Genomic DNA, 15,486 nt, shown 5'->3' with positions numbered 1-15,486 from the left:
GACATGTGAAGACCCTCTGTGCCGCAACGGGGGCGGCGGCCCCGACCCATCCCCTCGACGGATCCTCTCGACGGATCCGCGTCGAACGGTCTGACCAGCCGTTGTGGACTTCACAGAAAGGCCCCTGCATGCCGCACGCCACTCAGCACGCGGACGTCGCCATCGCGCAACTCGACTCGGCCCTGCGCGGCGGCCCCTTCCACGTCGCGCTGCGCGCCGCGATCGCCGCTCGCGGACTGCCGCTGCAGCGTGTGCAGCACCATCTGACGCGCCACGGGGTGAGAGTGGGCGTCACGAGTCTGAGCTACTGGCAGCAGGGCGCCCGGCGGCCGCAGCGCCCGGAGTCGCTGCGGGCCGTGCGGGCGCTGGAGGAGATACTCCAGCTGCCCGAGGAGTCACTGATACGCCTGCTCGCCGAGGCCGAGGAGGACACCTCGGCCAAGCGGCCCGCGGCCCGTTCCTACCGCTCCTACGTGGAGGCCTCGGGCGTACTCGACGGGCTGCTGGCCGAGCTGGACCATCCGCCGTCGGACGGCGGGGTGTACACCCTCGGCCACCACGAACTCATCCGGGTCGGGCCCCGCCGCGAGCTGGCGGGCCGCGAGTCGCACCACATCGTCCGCGCCCACCGCGACGGCGTCGACCGCTTCGTCGCCGTCCACCAGGGCGACCCGGGATGCGCTCCCGCGCGGATGACCGTCCACGCGCTGGAGAACTGCCGTACGGGACGCGTCCGCACCCACCACGACACCGGCGTACTCGTGACCGAGTTGCTCTTCGACACGCGCCTGCGGGCCGGGGACACCCACCTCTTCCGCTACGGCGTCGAGGACGGCACGGCGGGGGCCTCGCGCGAATACGTCCGCGGGTTCGGCTCGGCGAGCGGGCAGTACGCGCTCCAGGTGCGGTTCGACGCCGCGGCCCTGCCGGTGCGCTGCCACCGGTTCACCCAGCACTCGCCGGCGGCACCGCGCGGCGGCCGACAGGAACTGACCCTCAGCGGGCGGCACCGCTCGGTGCATCTCGTGGAGCCGCGGGTGCGGTCGGGGATGCTGGGGATCGGGTGGGAGTGGGAGTGAGCGGGGGGTAGCGGGCAGGGCCCTGGGGTGAGCGGGGGGCTGGGGTGAGCGGGCCCGTGCCGGTCAGGTCCCGGGGCTCGCGACGATGCGGCCCTGCTTCACCTCGACCGGCAGTTCGATGAGCGGCACGGTCGCCGGGGCGTGCAGCACATCGCCGGTGCGGGCGTCGAATTCGCTGCCGTGGCAGGGGCAGACGAGTTTCGTCCCCCGCAGCTTCTTGATGGGGCAGCCCGCGTGCGTGCAGACCGTGCTGAACGCCTTCAGGGAACCGTCATCGGCCCGGCTGACCACCACGTTCGCGTCCCGGTAGAGCTTGGTCGCGCCCTTGGCGACCTCGCCGTCCGTACCGAGGTCGACGGGTGCGGTCGGCCTGGCCGGCGCGGCACCGTCGTCGCCCGGCGAGCAGGCGGCCGGACCGAGTCCGGCGACGGGCGTGAGGGCCGCCGAGCGCAGGACGGTGCGGCGGCTCGGGACGGGACGGCCGGGCATGGGTTCTCCACTGGTCGGGGGCGTGCAGGGTGACGATATCCGGCGGCCGTGGCCGCGACCGAGGGTGGGTCGCACCGACGCGGTGGTATCCGCGATGGTCGCGTAAGCGCTTGCGCAAGCGTTTACGCGACCATCGCGGATGGGGTACGGTCCCGGCCAGTACACGCGGGGCGGCCCGCGATCCGCGAGTCGCGAGTCGCGAGTCGCGAGTCGCGATCCGGAAACGGACGCGCGGCAGTACGGGAAGGGGGCACGCAGATGGCGACCATGGCCGATGTCGCACGCAGCGCCGGGGTCTCCGTGGCGACCGTCTCGCACGTGCTCAACGACACCCGTCCCGTGCTGCCGCGCACCCGCCAGGCGGTCCTGGACGCCATCGAGGAGCTCGGCTACACCCCGAACTCCCTCGCCCGCTCCCTGGTGACCTCCCGCACCCGCTCCATCGGGCTCGCGGTGTCGGCGATCAGCAACCCGTACTTCACGGAGATCCTCCAGGGCGTCGAGGCCGCCGCCCTGGAGCACGGTTACGGCCTGCTCATCGCAGACCCCCACGACGATCCGGGGCACGAGCGCAAGGTCGTCCAGCTACTGCACGAGCGACGCGTGGACGGCATGATCGTCGCGCCCTCCGCCGATCCGCGCGACCTCGTCGCCTACCTCGGCCGCCACCGGGTGCCGGCCGTGTTCCTCGACCGGGTCCTGGACGTGCCGGAGGGCGAGGGGGCCCCGCGCTTCGACCAGGTGTGCGCCGAGAGCGCCGAGCCGACGACCCGGCTGGCCACCCATCTCTCCGGGCTCGGCCACCGCAGGATCGGGCTGGTCGCGGGGCGGCCGGGGCTCAGCACGACGCGGGAGCGGATCACCGGCTACCGGCACGGCCTCGCCGCCGCCGGGCTGCCCTACGACGAACGGCTCCTGGTCCACGGCGACTCCGAGGCGGCCGGCGGTGAACGGGCCGCGGCGGCCCTGCTGTCCCTGGCGGTGCCGCCCACCGCGCTGGTCACCGCCAACAACGCGATGACCATCGGCGCGCTGCGCGCCCTGCGGGACCGCGGTCTGTCCGTGCCCGGTGACCTCGCGCTGTGCTGCTTCGACGACTTCGCCTGGGCCGATCTCTTCTCCCCCCGGCTCACCGCCGTCACCCAGCCCAGCAGGGAACTCGGTGCCCAGGCCGTACGCCTGCTGCTGGAACGCCTCGCCGCACCGGACCGGCCGGCGCGGACCCTGCGGCTGCCCTGCACCTTCGTCCACCGCACCTCGTGCGGCTGCCCCGAGCAGCCCCGGCAAGCCTCCGCAAAGGCTCACGAAAGGAGTCTCCCGTGATCGTCGTCGCCGGTGAGGCACTGATCGACCTGGTACCGCAGGGCACGGGTGCCCTCGCCGCGTTGCGGCCGGCGCTCGGCGGCGGGCCGTACAACACGGCCGTCGCGCTGGGCCGTCTCGGCTCGCCCGCCGCCTTCTGCTCCCGGATGTCGCACGACGCCTTCGGCGAGGCGCTGCTGGACCGGCTGCGCGAAACCGGCGTGGACGTCACGCCGGTGCAGCGCGGGGCCGAGCCGACGACGCTCGCCGTGGCCTCGGTGGGGGCGGACGGCTCGGCCGCGTACTCCTTCTATGTGGACGGGACGGCGGACCGGCTGTTCTCGGTGCCCGCCGCGCTGCCGTCCGGCACCCGGGCGGTCTCCTTCGGGACCTGCTCCCTGGTGCTGGAGCCGGGGGCGAGCGCGTACGAGGAGTTGCTGCGCGAGACGGCCGCGCAGGGGGTGTTCACGGCGCTCGACCCGAACATCCGGGCCGGGCTGATCCCGGACCCGGACGCCTACCGGGCCCGGTTCAGGAGCTGGCTGCCGTCGGTGTCGCTGCTGAAACTGTCCGCCGAGGACGCCGAGTGGCTGGGCGGCACGCCCCGGGAGTGGCTGGCGGCGGGCCCGGCGGCGGTCGTGGTCACCCGGGGCGGTGCGGGTCTGACGGCGTACACCCGTGACGGGGGCGAGTACGCCGTGCCGGGCGAGCGGGTCGACGTGGTGGACACGATCGGCGCGGGCGACACGGTGAACGCGGCGCTGCTGCACGGCCTCGCGGTACGGGACGCCCTCGACGACGAGGCCGTGGCCGGTCTGGGGGCGGAGGGCTGGGCGGAACTGCTGGGGTTCGCCGCCCGCGCGGCGGCGGTCACCTGTTCGCGGGCGGGCGCGGAGCCGCCGTACGCCCACGAGGTGGCCGTCTGAGGCGCATCGGCGGGAGCTCCGGGCCGGGTGCGGCTCAGCCCGTCGGCCGTACGGCCCGCAGGGCGCCGGGGCGGCGGCCGTCGAGGTGGTCCAGCGCCGCGGCCGTGGCGTCGTCCGCGGGCAGGTGTACGACGATCCGCTGGCCCTCCTCGGGAAGCGCCAGCGTCTCGTACGACAGCCGCAGGGGCCCGGCCTCCGGGTGCTCGACGTGCTGGGTCCCGACGCGTCGCGGGGCTACGGCGAGGTCTGCGAACCGGTCGGCGAACGCCGCGCCCGCCGTCACCGTCAGTTCGTCGGCCAGCTCGGCCACGTACGGGTCGCGCAGCGGGGCCTCGTGCCGGAGCTGGGCGACCAGGTCGTCGGCCACGCGGTCCCAGTCGGGGTAGGCGGCGCGGGCCCGCTCGTCGGTGAACAGGTACCGGAGCAGGTTGGGCCGCTCGTCGTCGAGCAGCCCGAGCGGCCCGGTGAGCCGCGCGTAGCCGTCGGTGTGGGCGAGGACGTCGCCGATCCAGTTGAGCACCACGGCGGGGGTGGGCTCCAGGCGGTCCAGTACGGCCCGCACGGTGGGGCGCGCGCCTCGGCTGAGGGGCGGGGCCGCTGCGCAGAGCAGCGGGTCGCCGCCGTCGGCCTCCTTGGTCAGGCGGCGCAGCAGCATGCGGTCGCGCAGCGACAGGTTCAGCGCGTCGGCGAGGGCGCCGAGCACCTGGACGGACGGGTTGCGGTCGCGGCCCTGTTCCAGCCGGGTGAGGTACTCGACGCTCACTCCGGCGAGGGTGGCCAGTTCGGCGCGGCGCAGGCCGGGGGTGCGGCGGCGGGCGCCGGCGGGGAGACCCACCTCGATGGGGGTGACGGATTCGCGCCAGGTCCGCAAGAACGTGCCCAACTGGTTGTCGCTCACTTCTGGAACGTACCAATGTGCGCGGGCGAAAGGATGGCCCTGCGACTACCATGCTCGGGCCGGTCTCCCTGCGAGGGCACGATCGCCCCAGGGTTGAGGGCATGACGAATGACATCTCCAGCACCGCCACCGCCGCTCCCCTGCCGATCGCCCCCGGCCAGTGGGCGATGGACCCGTTCCACTCCGCCGTGAACTTCACCATCCGCCACCTGGGCATCGCCAAGGTGCGGGGGCGCTTCGGCGGCGTGCGGGCCGAGCTGTTCGTCGGGGAGCGGGTCGAGGACGTCCGGGTGTCCGCGACGATCGATCTGGCCTCCATCGACACCGGGAACGCCGACCGGGACGCGCATGTACGCGCCTCCGACCTGCTCGACGTGGCGAAGCGGCCGACGATGACCTACCGCTCGAGCCGGGTGCGGGGCGAGGGCGAGGACTGGACCATGGAGGGCGAGCTGACGATCGGTGACGTGACCCGCCCGGTGACGCTCGCCGTGGAGTTCGGCGGGCTGGGAGCCATGACCGCCGGCGGCGACGGCCGGCACGCCGGGTTCGAGGCGACGGGTGAGATCCGGCGCAGCGAGTTCGGCCTGGACTTCGCTCCGGGGCTGCTCGGGGAGGTGGTGAAGATCCAGCTCGACATGCAGTTCGTGGAGCCGGCGGCCGCCTGAGCGCGTCGGCCGCGCGAACGCCGCGCCGGGCCCCACGGGATCGTCCGTGGGGCCCGGCGCGGTCTCGGGTCAGGCCTAGGGGGTGTCGATTGGATCTTGCCGGGGTCGCGGGGCTCGGGCCGGTCGCAAGGCACCGTTGCCAGGAGCCGGCCTGATCCAAACGACACCCCTAGCTCGTCCGCGTCGTCTTCTTCGCGGCGGGCTTGGCGGCCTTCGTGGTGGCCTTCTTGGCCGCCTTGGTGGCGGTCTTCTTCGCGGCCGTGCCGGTGACCGTCTTGGTGGCGGTCTTCTTGGCGGTGGTCTTGGCCGCCACCGTCTTCGCCGCCTTGCGCGGGGTCTTCACCGTGACCGCGTCGCTGATCCGGTCGGCGTCGAGGACCTCCTGGAGGAACTTGCCGGTGTGGCTGGCGGGAACACCCGCGACCTGCTCGGGCGTGCCCTCGGCGACCACCAGGCCACCACCGGCGCCGCCCTCGGGGCCCATGTCGACGACCCAGTCGGCGGTCTTGATCACGTCGAGGTTGTGCTCGATGACGATGACCGTGTTGCCCTTGTCGACCAGGCCGGACAGGACGGTCAGCAGCTTGCTGATGTCCTCGAAGTGCAGACCGGTGGTCGGCTCGTCCAGGACGTAGACCGTGCGCCCGGTGGAGCGGCGCTGCAGCTCGCTGGCGAGCTTGACGCGCTGGGCCTCGCCGCCGGACAGGGTGGTCGCGGACTGGCCGAGCCGGACGTAGCCGAGGCCGACGTCCTTCAGCGTCTTCATGTGCCGGGAGATGGCGGGGACCGCCTCGAAGAAGTCGGTCGCCTCCTCGATCGGCATGTTCAGGACGTCGGCGATGGACTTGCCCTTGTAGTGGACCTCCAGGGTCTCCCGGTTGTACCGGGCGCCGTGGCAGACCTCGCACGGGACGTAGACGTCCGGGAGGAAGTTCATCTCGATCTTGATCGTGCCGTCGCCCGCGCAGTTCTCGCAGCGGCCGCCCTTGACGTTGAAGGAGAACCGGCCGGGCATGTAGCCGCGGACCTTCGCCTCGGTCGTCTCGGCGAACAGCTTGCGGACGTGGTCGAAGACGCCGGTGTACGTCGCCGGGTTCGACCGCGGGGTGCGGCCGATGGGCGACTGGTCGACGTGGACGACCTTGTCGACGAGGTCGTCGCCGTCCACGCGCGTGTGCCGGCCGGGAACGCTCCGAGCGCCGTTCAGCTCGCGCGCCAGGTGCGTGTACAGGATGTCGTTGACCAGGGTCGACTTGCCGGAGCCGGAGACGCCGGTGACGGCCGTGAACACGCCCAGCGGGAAGGACACGTCGATGTCCTGGAGGTTGTTCTCGCGGGCGCCGTGCACGGTGAGCTGCCGGGAGGGATCGCGCGGGCGCCGGATGTCGGGCAGCGGGATGGCCTTCTTGCCGGACAGGTACAGGCCGGTCTGCGACTCGGCGTTGTCGAGCAGCTCCTTGAGGGAGCCGCTGTGCACGACCTTGCCGCCGTGCTCGCCGGCGCCGGGGCCGATGTCGACGATCCAGTCGGCGACCTTGATGGTGTCCTCGTCGTGCTCGACGACGATGAGGGTGTTGCCCATGTCGCGGAGCCGGACGAGGGTCTCGATCAGCCGGTGGTTGTCGCGCTGGTGCAGGCCGATGGACGGCTCGTCGAGGACGTACAGCACGCCGACGAGTCCGGAGCCGATCTGGGTGGCCAGGCGGATGCGCTGGGCCTCGCCGCCGGAGAGGGTGCCGGCCGCGCGGTTCAGCGAGAGGTAGTCCAGGCCGACGTCGACCAGGAACCGCAGCCGCTCGTTGACCTCCTTCAGCACGCGCTCGGCGATCTTCTTGTCGCGGGCGCTGAGCTTCAGCTCGCCCAGGAAGTCCGCGCAGTCGCTGATGGACATCGCCGAGACCTCGGCGATCGACTTGCCCATGACGGTGACCGCGAGGACGAGCGGCTTCAGGCGGGTGCCCTCACAGGTGGGGCAGGGCACCTCGCGCATGTAGCCCTCGAAGCGCTCGCGGCTGGCGTCGCTCTCGGCCTCGCTGTGCCGGCGCTTGACGAAGGGGATCGCGCCCTCGAAGGCCGTGGTGTACCGGCGCTCGCGTCCGTACCGGTTGCGGTAGCGGACCTCGACCTGGGTCTTGTGGCCGTACAGCAGGGCCTTGCGGGCGCGCAGCGGGAGGCCCGCGAAGGGGATGTCCGTCCGGAAGCCCAGGGCGTCCGCGAGGGCACCGATCAGGCGGCCGAAGTAGTCCTTGGTGTGCCCGTGCGACCAGGGGTGGATGGCGCCCTCGTCGAGGGACTTGTCCTCGTCCGGGACGATCAGTTCCGGGTCGACCTCCATGCGGGTGCCGATGCCGGAGCAGTCGGGGCAGGCGCCGAAGGGCGAGTTGAAGGAGAAGGAGCGGGGCTCCAGCTCCTCGAAGGACAGGTCGTCGTACGGGCAGTACAGGTGCTCGGAGTACATGCGCTCGCGCTCGGGGTCGTCCTCGGGGAGGTCGACGAAGTCGAGCACGACCATGCCGCCGGAGAGGCCGAGGGCGGTCTCCACCGAGTCGGTGAGACGGCGCTTGGCGGTGTCCTTCACCGTGAGGCGGTCGACGACCACCTCGATGGTGTGCTTCTCCTGCTTCTTCAGCGTGGGCGGGTTGGAGAGCTGGATGGTCTCGCCGTCGACCCGCGCGCGGGAGTAGCCCTTGGTCTGGAGGTCGGCGAAGAGGTCGACGAACTCGCCCTTGCGCTCGCGCACCAGGGGCGAGAGCACCTGGAAGCGGCTGCCCTCCGGCAGTTCCAGGACCTTGTCGACGATGGCCTGCGGCGACTGGCGCGTGATCGGCCGGGCGCACTGGGGGCAGTGCGGCTTGCCGATGCGGGCGAAGAGCAGGCGCAGGTAGTCGTAGACCTCGGTGATGGTGCCGACCGTGGAGCGAGGGTTGCGCGAGGTGGACTTCTGGTCGATGGAGACCGCCGGGGAGAGGCCCTCGATGAAGTCGACGTCCGGCTTGTCCATCTGGCCGAGGAACTGCCGGGCGTAGGAGGAGAGCGACTCCACGTAGCGCCGCTGGCCCTCGGCGAAGATGGTGTCGAAGGCCAGGGAGGACTTGCCCGACCCGGACAGGCCCGTGAAGACGATGAGCGAGTCACGAGGCAGGTCGAGCGAGACGTTCTTCAGGTTGTGCTCGCGCGCGCCACGGACGATGAGACGGTCGGCCACGCCGGTCCGCACCTTTCTTGAGAGAAGTGACAGGGGCGAGGCCCCCGTCTTTCTCAGACTAGGGGGAGCCACTGACAACGCCGGTCGGATTCACCGGTTGTCAACAAACCCCGACTCCCCAGCATGCCCGACGCCGCATCCGACCATATAGCACGTGCATTCGATTTGCGGGTGTCGTCCATCGTCTTCACCCGAAGGTGTGGCGCGGTCTAGGGTCAGCACCATGATTGATCACGCGCATGACCTGGCGTCTGTACGTGACGCTACCGAGCGGCTGCTCACCGCGGTCGGGAAACTGGACAACGCGTCCGTGACGGAGTCGTCACGGCTTCCGGGCTGGACCCGCGGCCACGTCCTCGCCCACCTCGCCCGCAACGCCGACGCCCTGGTGAACGTCTTCGAAGGACGCCCCATGTACGTCTCCGGCGAGGCCCGGGACGCCGACATCGAGCGGGACGCCCCGCGCCCACTGGACGCCCAGCTCGCCGACGTGCGCGAGAGCGCGGCCCGGTTGCAGGACGCCTGGGCCGTGCCCGGGGACTGGTCGCGCACGGTGGAGCTGCGCAACGGGATCACCGACTCGGCCTCCCGGGTGCCGTTCCGGCGCTGGGTCGAGGTGGAGCTGCACCACGTGGACCTGGGCATCGGGTACGAGCTGGAGGATCTTCCTGCGGAGTTCACGGAGCGGGAGACCGAGTTCCTGGCCGCCCGGTTCGCCGGGCACCCTGACGTGCCGCCCACCCGCCTCACGGACGGCACGCGCGCGTGGAGCACGGGCCGGGAGGCGAGCGCCCCGGAGGTGACCGTCACCGGTCCCCCGGCCGACCTGCTCGGCTGGCTCGCCGGGCGTCGCGAGGGGACCGCGCTGTCGACGGAGGGCGGCCCGCTGCCGTCGCTGCCGCCGCTGTAGCCCGGGACGGCGGTCTGCGGGCCGCCTCCCGGCGCTAGGCTGGCGTACATGACGTACAGCGGACAGGTGCGGGTCGGCGGCCCCGCCGACGTGCACGAGCTCAAGGACCTGATGATCACCAAGGTCGCGGTCGGCCCGATGGACAACAACGCCTATCTGCTGCGCTGCCGGGCCACCGACGAGCAGCTGCTGATCGACGCCGCGAACGACGCGCACTCACTGCTCGGCACGGTCGGTGACGGCGGCCTCGCGTCCGTCGTCACCACCCACCGGCACGGCGACCACTGGCAGGCGCTCGCCGACGTCGTCGCGGCCACCGGCGCCCGCACGTACGCGGGCCGGCACGACGCCGAGGGCATCCCGGTGCCGACCGACGTCCCGGTCGACGACGGCGACACGATCCGGGTGGGGCAGGTGGAACTCACCGCGCGCCACCTGGTCGGGCACACTCCGGGCTCCATCGTCCTGGTGTACGACGACCCGCACGGGCATCCCCATGTGTTCACCGGGGACTGTCTCTTCCCCGGCGGTGTGGGCAACACACACGACGATCCGAAGGCGTTCGCGAGCCTGATCCATGATGTCGAGACCAAGGTCTTCGACGTGCTCCCGGACGAGACGTGGGTCTACCCCGGGCATGGCAAGGACACCTCGATCGGCGCGGAACGGCCGCATCTGCCGGAGTGGCGCGCACGCGGCTGGTGACCGCCGCGCGCGCCCGGTGCGACGCGTTCACGGGCCGCCGGTTCCCGGATTCCCGCCGTCGGCCGGCGGCCCGGGCGTCTCAGGTCCGGGCCTGTCCCGCCCCGGCCAGCGCCGCGATCCGCTCCACACCGAATACGTACCCCTGCACACCGCACCCCGCGATCACACCGTCGGCGCGCTGCGAGACGTAGGAGTGGTGCCGGAACGACTCGCGCTGGTGGATGTTGGAGATGTGGACCTCCACCACCGGCAGCCCGTCGCAGGTGTTGAGCGCATCCAGGATCGCGACGGAGGTGTGCGAGTAGGCGGCGGGGTTGATCACGATCCCGCAGTGGTTCAGCCGGGCCTCGTGGATCCAGTCGACGAGTTCGCCCTCGTGGTTGGACTGCCGGAAGTCCACCGTGCCGCCGTGCGCCGTCGCCGCCTTCACGCACAGGGCCTCGACGTCGGCGAGGGTGTCGGAGCCGTAGATCTCCGGCTGACGCTGACCCAGCAGGTTCAGGTTGGGGCCGTTGAGGATCATGATCGGGGCGTTGGCCAGGGTGCGGGGCACGGTTCCTCCGGTCCGTTCGGGGTGCGGCGGCCCTTGCGCGACCGCTGCTCGGACCCCGGTCTATCACGGTGCGCCGATGATCCGTCCGGCCGTACCCTCCGTGCATGACGCCGATCGCGTACCCGCCCAAGCCCTCGCCCGGCGACCGTGTCGCGGTGGTATCCCCCTCCTCCGGTCTGCCTGGACTCTTCCCGCTCCCCTACGAGTTGGGCCTGGAGCGGCTGCGCAAGGAGTACGGGCTGGAGCCGGTGGAGTACCCGGCCACCCGGAAGATGGGCTCGACGCCCGCTGAGCGGGCCGCCGACATCCACGCGGCCTTCGCCGACCCCGGCGTCAAGGCCGTGATCGCGTCGATCGGCGGCGACGACCAGATCACCGTGCTGCCGCTGCTGGACCGGGAGCTGATCCGGGCCAACCCGAAGCCGTTCTTCGGTACCAGCGACAACACGAATCTGCTCGCCTACCTGCGCAACACGGGCATCGTCGGCTACCACGGCGCGAGCGTCATGGTCGAGCTGGGACGTCCCGGTGCCATGCACCCGCAGACCGCCGACTCCCTGCGCGCGGCGCTGTTCACCTCGGGGCCGTACGAGCTGCGGCCCGCCGAGCGGTGGAACGACATCAACCGTGACTGGGCCGACCCGGCGACCTTCGACGAGGAACCCGGTTCCCGGCCCGGGTCGGGCTGGTCCTGGGTGAACGCCGACCGGATGGCCGAGGGCCGCAGTTGGGGTGGCTGCCTGGAGATCCTCGCCTGGCTGCTGATGGCCGACCGCGAGATCGCCCGCGACCCGGCGGAGTACGACGGCGGCGTGCTGATCCTGGAGACGTCCGAGGAGATGCCGAGCGCCACGGAGGTCTTCCGCACCCTGCGCAACATGGGCGAGCGCGGGCTGCTCCGCCGCTTCTCCGCACTGCTGATGGCCCGCCCGAAGACGTGGTCGTTCGAACGTCCCAACAGCCCCGAGGAGGCCGCCCGGTACGCGGCGGAGCAGCACGAGGCGGTACTCCGGGCGATGCGGACCTACGCACCCGAGGCCACGATCGTCTTCGACGTGGATTTCGGCCACACCGATCCGCAGGTCGTCATCCCGTACGGGGGCACCGTACGGGTCGACGGTCCCGCCCGGCGCATCACCGTCACGTACTGACGCTCGCCCCGTCTTCGTCTGCGTGTCTACGGGTTGACGGCGAGCTCCAGATACGCCGCGAACAGCACCAGGTGGACGCCTCCCTGCAAGGGCGTGGCCCCGTTCACCCTCGCTCTCGCTGCGGTGTGCACGCGGGGAGCGGCGGGCGGCTCTTGGCCGCCCGCCGCTCCCGGTGCAGGTCCCCCACCACCACACTCGGCTGGGGGTCGTACGTGGTCAGGCCTCGACGCTGTCCTTCGAAGCGTCGTCGTCCTTGGTGACCGCCGCTTCCGTCTCGGCCTTCTTGGAGGCCCGGAGGCTGGTGATCGTGGTGACGATCAGGACGGAGCAGATCACGCCGAGCGAGACCGGGATGCTGATCTCGGGGACGTGGACCCCGGACTCGTGCAGGGCGTGCAGCACCAGCTTGATGCCGATGAAGCCCAGGATCACCGACAGGCCGTACGAGAGGTGCACCAGCTTCCTCAGCAGGCCGCCGAGGAGGAAGTACAGCTGACGCAGACCCATGAGGGCGAACGCGTTGGCCGTGAACACGATGTACGGGTCCTGGGTCAGGCCGAAGATCGCCGGGATGGAGTCGAGCGCGAAGAGCACGTCGGTGGTGCCGATCGCGAGCATCACGACCAGCATCGGGGTCATGATGCGCTTGCCGTTCTCCTCGATCCACAGCTTGGTGCCGTGGTATCGGTCGGCGACGCCGAAGCGGCGCTCGGCCGCCTTGAGCAGCTTGTTCTCTTCGAACTCCTCGTCGTCCTCGCCGGCCCGCGCCTCCTGGATGAGCTTCCAGGCGGTGTAGATGAGGAAGGCGCCGAAGATGTAGAAGACCCAGGCGAAGTTGGCGATGATCGCGGCGCCCGCCGCGATGAAGACGGCCCTGAGCACCAGGGCTATGAGGACACCGATGAGGAGCACTCGCTGCTGGTACTGCGAGGGCACCGCGAACTTCGCCATGATCAGGATGAAGACGAAGAGGTTGTCCACGCTCAGGGACTTCTCGGTGATGAAGCCCGCGAAGAACTCGCCGGCCGGCTGTCCGCCGCCGAAGACGAGCAGGCCGATTCCGAAGAGGCCCGCCAGGGCGATCCAGACGGCCGTCCAGATCCCGGCTTCCTTGATCGATACGTCGTGCGGCTTGCGGCCGATGAAGAAGTCGGCCCCGATCAGGGCGGCAAGGCCCACGATGGTCAGGACCCACAGGGTCAGGGAAACTTCCACTACTACGCCTCCGGCAGTACGTCACACGGCAAATGTCAGCGTCGTCGCTGCCGGAGGTCTCTTCCACCCGGGTCCGGGACGCGTGACGCGTTCGGAGCCCACGGGCCGACGCCCCGGGATCTGGCCTGATCCGTATTGACGGGTACGCCGCACAGACAGGGAGTACTCCCCTCCGTACGGACGACAGTACCCCATTCCCCAAGGGATGGTAAAGAGATTCGCAAATTAAGCTCAAAACACCAGCTCGGAGGGGGTCACCGATCCCACGGACGGCGGGCTGCGGCGACCTGGGTGAGCACCTGCCGGAGCACCTGGCTGCCGGGCGGCGCGAGCGCGGGCTCGTACGTCCAGGCATGTCCGACCCACGGGTCGGCGAGGTGGTCGTCGGCCACCGGCGTCAGCCGGAGAAGCGAGCGCCACAGGGGGTCGAGCAGCGGCCCGTACCCGGCGGACTCCTCACGGTCGGCGACCATCATCAGGTGGACGCCCACGGCCGGCCCCTCGTCGGCGAGATAGCGCAGCTGGTTCACCGCGCGGTCGTCGAAGCCGTGCGGGAAGTCGTTGACGATCAGGAGCTGCTGGGAGGTGTCGAGGCCGGGCGGAAGCGCGTCGGGAGCGCCTCCGCGCAACGCCATCTGCACCAGGTCGACGCGCTGGGTGAGGCGGGCCAGCACGTCCGCCGTCCCGGCGGCGCCCAGGGCGGGCGGGGCCGCGAGCACTCCGGTCTGCACCAGCGGGGCCAGTGCCTGCGCCCCTGATCCGGCCGGGTCGATGACGTGCACGGTGAACTCGCCCGCCGGATAGACGGCGAGCAGCCTCGCCGCGTGCGCGACCGCCGCCTCCAGGCCCAGGCGCCGCATCTCGTGGGAGTCGGCGAACGAACCGTCGAGCGAGGCGGAACGCCCGCTGTCGATCCACAGGCCGCGCTCCAGCGGCAGCCGGACCAGCAGCGGGATGCGTATGCGGTCCGCCTCGGGGAGATGGAGGTCGCCCAGCCGCAGGGCCATGGGGATCTCCATGGGTACGCGGTAGGCGTGCCAGACGGGGTTGTCCCAGCGCGCGTAGGCCGCAGGCAGGGCGGGCTCGACCACATCCGCCTCGGCGGCGAGCTGAGCGATGTCCCGGTCCAGGGCCTCCCGGGCCTGGGACACGAGCTGGGTGTGCCGGGTGCGCGCCGCTCCCCTGGCGGCGTCGCCCTGACCGCCGATCCGGCTGCGCGGGTCGGACAGGACCTGGTCGAGTTCCTTCTCCATGCGCGAGTCGGCGAAGTCGACGGCGCTGCGGTACGCGGCCGTGGTGCGGGCCAGGTCCTCGAACATGCCCCACACCTGGTTGTAGAGCCGCTCCTCCATGGACCAGCCGGTGGCGTCGCCCGCGACGGGCCGCGCGGGCTGCCCGGGCGCGGCCGGGGGTGCGGTCGGTGGGGGCGGAGGCGGAGCGGCGTTCTGCCGGCGCGGGTGGCTGTAGTCGATCGGGCCGCCGCCGGTGGGCGCGGACGACTGGCCGGCGGTGGCGGAGTCCCCCGATCCGGCCGGGTACGGCCGCTGTGTGCCGTGCTGTGCGTGGACGCCGGGCGGCTGCGGGTCGGACACGCCCGGGGCGTCGTACGGGGACACCGGGGGCACGGTGCCGGGGGTGCCCTGGGATGCGGCGGCGCCGTGGTCCGTACCGTGCGTCGGGGTGGCGGCCTGCCGGGAGCGGTTGCCGTCGGCCGTCCGTGCCGGGGGCGCCGGTACCGAACGGGCCAGGCCGCCGGCCACCGCCTCCTGGATGCTTCGGGCGAGTTCGTGGGCCTGGGGCAGGCTCTGGTCGGTCAGGAGTTCGGTGAGACCGCCCGTGTAGCCCTGGCCGACGGCGCGCACCTTCCAGGCACCCTGCCGCCGGTAGAGCTCCAGCGCGACGACGGCCGACTCGGCCTCGAGGCCGGTGATGGTGTAGCTGGCGACCTCGTCACCGTCGAGGCCCGTGACGGCGACGAAGGGTGCGGCGACGGCTCCGAAGCGGCCCGGGCCCGTCCCGCCGGCGGGCAGGGCGAGCAGCACACTGACGCGGTGCACCGCGTCCGGCACGGCGTCCAGGTCCACCGCGAGGCGATGGTCGGCGGCTGCCTGCCGGGAGACCTCCAGACCAGGCAGGGCGGGCGTGCCCGGGTGGGCCACCCATTCCACGCCGTGGACCCTGCCGTTCTCGTCGCCGAGCGTTGCTCCGGCCACGATCGGTGTGCCGGCCGAGACCCGGATCTCGAGACGGGCCCGGGGAAGCGGGTGGTTCTGTCCCCGCGTCAGCTCGGCCGTCATCGCCTCTCCCCCTGTGTCACTCGTGCGTCACTCGTGATGTGTCGTGCGGCGACCGCCCGTCCTGCTCACGGGGCCGGCCGGTACCCGC

Annotated in this window: 13 protein-coding genes; 7 read left to right on the top strand and 6 right to left on the bottom strand. The window is 71.8% G+C overall.

Translation table 11 applies throughout. The annotated features are described in order from the left end of the window. The first annotated feature begins 128 nt into the window (after positions 1 to 128). Positions 129 to 1,079, top strand: coding sequence for a hypothetical protein (locus RI578_RS29605; RefSeq protein ID WP_310873925.1), 951 nt, complete (start codon positions 129 to 131; stop codon positions 1,077 to 1,079). Positions 1,080 to 1,142: 63 nt separating this feature from the next. Here the strand turns inward: RI578_RS29605 and RI578_RS29600 are convergent, their stop codons facing one another. Next, positions 1,143 to 1,568, bottom strand: coding sequence for a Rieske (2Fe-2S) protein (locus RI578_RS29600; RefSeq protein ID WP_310873924.1), 426 nt, complete (start codon positions 1,566 to 1,568; stop codon positions 1,143 to 1,145). Between the two features lie 258 nt (positions 1,569 to 1,826). Between RI578_RS29600 and RI578_RS29595 the strand changes: the two genes are divergently transcribed. Both RI578_RS29595 and RI578_RS29590 read left to right on the top strand, forming a co-directional pair. Next, the gene (locus RI578_RS29595) at positions 1,827 to 2,891 is read left to right on the top strand and encodes a LacI family DNA-binding transcriptional regulator (protein WP_310873923.1); all 1,065 of its coding nucleotides are present in this window, start codon (positions 1,827 to 1,829) and stop codon (positions 2,889 to 2,891) included. Continuing rightward, positions 2,888 to 3,796, top strand: a complete 909-nt coding sequence (locus tag RI578_RS29590) for a carbohydrate kinase (RefSeq protein ID WP_310873922.1) — start codon at positions 2,888 to 2,890, stop codon at positions 3,794 to 3,796. The genes RI578_RS29595 and RI578_RS29590 overlap by 4 nt, the downstream gene beginning before the upstream one ends. A gap of 34 nt (positions 3,797 to 3,830) precedes the next feature. Here RI578_RS29590 and RI578_RS29585 read toward each other — a convergent pair whose 3' ends face one another. Further along, entirely contained in the window at positions 3,831 to 4,694 is an 864-nt protein-coding gene (locus tag RI578_RS29585; protein WP_310873921.1) for a helix-turn-helix domain-containing protein, read from the bottom strand. 101 nt (positions 4,695 to 4,795) lie between these two features. On the opposite strand from RI578_RS29585, the gene RI578_RS29580 reads away from it, so the two are divergent. Beyond that, positions 4,796 to 5,362, top strand: coding sequence for a YceI family protein (locus tag RI578_RS29580; RefSeq protein ID WP_310873920.1), 567 nt, complete (start codon positions 4,796 to 4,798; stop codon positions 5,360 to 5,362). A 169-nt stretch (positions 5,363 to 5,531) separates the two neighbouring features. Here the strand turns inward: RI578_RS29580 and uvrA are convergent, their stop codons facing one another. Next, positions 5,532 to 8,567: an excinuclease ABC subunit UvrA gene (gene uvrA, locus RI578_RS29575; RefSeq protein WP_310873919.1), complete on the bottom strand. Its 3,036-nt coding sequence runs from the start codon at positions 8,565 to 8,567 to the stop codon at positions 5,532 to 5,534. Positions 8,568 to 8,790: 223 nt separating this feature from the next. On the opposite strand from uvrA, the gene RI578_RS29570 reads away from it, so the two are divergent. Then, on the top strand, positions 8,791 to 9,477 hold the full coding sequence (locus RI578_RS29570; protein ID WP_310873918.1) for a maleylpyruvate isomerase family mycothiol-dependent enzyme: 687 nt from the start codon (positions 8,791 to 8,793) through the stop codon (positions 9,475 to 9,477). A gap of 48 nt (positions 9,478 to 9,525) precedes the next feature. Further along, positions 9,526 to 10,182 (top strand): MBL fold metallo-hydrolase, encoded by a 657-nt coding sequence (locus RI578_RS29565; protein ID WP_310873917.1) that lies wholly within the window; start codon positions 9,526 to 9,528, stop codon positions 10,180 to 10,182. A 79-nt stretch (positions 10,183 to 10,261) separates the two neighbouring features. On the opposite strand, the gene aroQ is transcribed toward RI578_RS29565, so the two are convergent. Then, positions 10,262 to 10,735 carry a type II 3-dehydroquinate dehydratase gene (gene aroQ / locus RI578_RS29560; protein WP_310873916.1) on the bottom strand — a complete coding sequence of 158 codons (474 nt, stop codon included), beginning with the start codon at positions 10,733 to 10,735 and terminating at the stop codon, positions 10,262 to 10,264. A 104-nt stretch (positions 10,736 to 10,839) separates the two neighbouring features. Between aroQ and RI578_RS29555 the strand changes: the two genes are divergently transcribed. After that, entirely contained in the window at positions 10,840 to 11,886 is a 1,047-nt protein-coding gene (locus RI578_RS29555) for an LD-carboxypeptidase (protein WP_310873915.1), read from the top strand. A gap of 216 nt (positions 11,887 to 12,102) precedes the next feature. On the opposite strand, the gene RI578_RS29550 is transcribed toward RI578_RS29555, so the two are convergent. Together RI578_RS29550 and RI578_RS29545 are read right to left on the bottom strand one after the other, a co-directional pair. After that, positions 12,103 to 13,101, bottom strand: a complete 999-nt coding sequence (locus tag RI578_RS29550) for a TerC family protein (RefSeq protein WP_310873914.1) — start codon at positions 13,099 to 13,101, stop codon at positions 12,103 to 12,105. Between the two features lie 254 nt (positions 13,102 to 13,355). After that, positions 13,356 to 15,398, bottom strand: a complete 2,043-nt coding sequence (locus tag RI578_RS29545; RefSeq protein WP_310873913.1) for a TerD family protein — start codon at positions 15,396 to 15,398, stop codon at positions 13,356 to 13,358. Positions 15,399 to 15,486 lie beyond the last annotated feature (88 nt).

The sequence above is a fragment of the Streptomyces sp. BB1-1-1 genome (assembly GCF_031597775.1).
In the GTDB taxonomy this organism is placed as follows: Bacteria; Actinomycetota; Actinomycetes; order Streptomycetales; family Streptomycetaceae; genus Streptomyces; species Streptomyces thinghirensis.
Note: the sequence above shows the minus strand (reverse complement) of the source record. Positions and strands in the feature narration are given on the sequence as shown.

Coding starts and splice junctions, on each gene's coding strand:
- RI578_RS29555 (WP_310873915.1), top strand. CDS start 10,840: ATGACGCCGATCGCGTACCCGCCCAAGCCCTCGCCCGGCGACCGTGTC.
- RI578_RS29580 (WP_310873920.1), top strand. CDS start 4,796: ATGACGAATGACATCTCCAGCACCGCCACCGCCGCTCCCCTGCCGATC.
- RI578_RS29570 (WP_310873918.1), top strand. CDS start 8,791: ATGATTGATCACGCGCATGACCTGGCGTCTGTACGTGACGCTACCGAG.
- RI578_RS29545 (WP_310873913.1), bottom strand. CDS start 15,398: ATGACGGCCGAGCTGACGCGGGGACAGAACCACCCGCTTCCCCGGGCC.
- RI578_RS29565 (WP_310873917.1), top strand. CDS start 9,526: ATGACGTACAGCGGACAGGTGCGGGTCGGCGGCCCCGCCGACGTGCAC.
- RI578_RS29605 (WP_310873925.1), top strand. CDS start 129: ATGCCGCACGCCACTCAGCACGCGGACGTCGCCATCGCGCAACTCGAC.
- RI578_RS29600 (WP_310873924.1), bottom strand. CDS start 1,568: ATGCCCGGCCGTCCCGTCCCGAGCCGCCGCACCGTCCTGCGCTCGGCG.
- RI578_RS29595 (WP_310873923.1), top strand. CDS start 1,827: ATGGCGACCATGGCCGATGTCGCACGCAGCGCCGGGGTCTCCGTGGCG.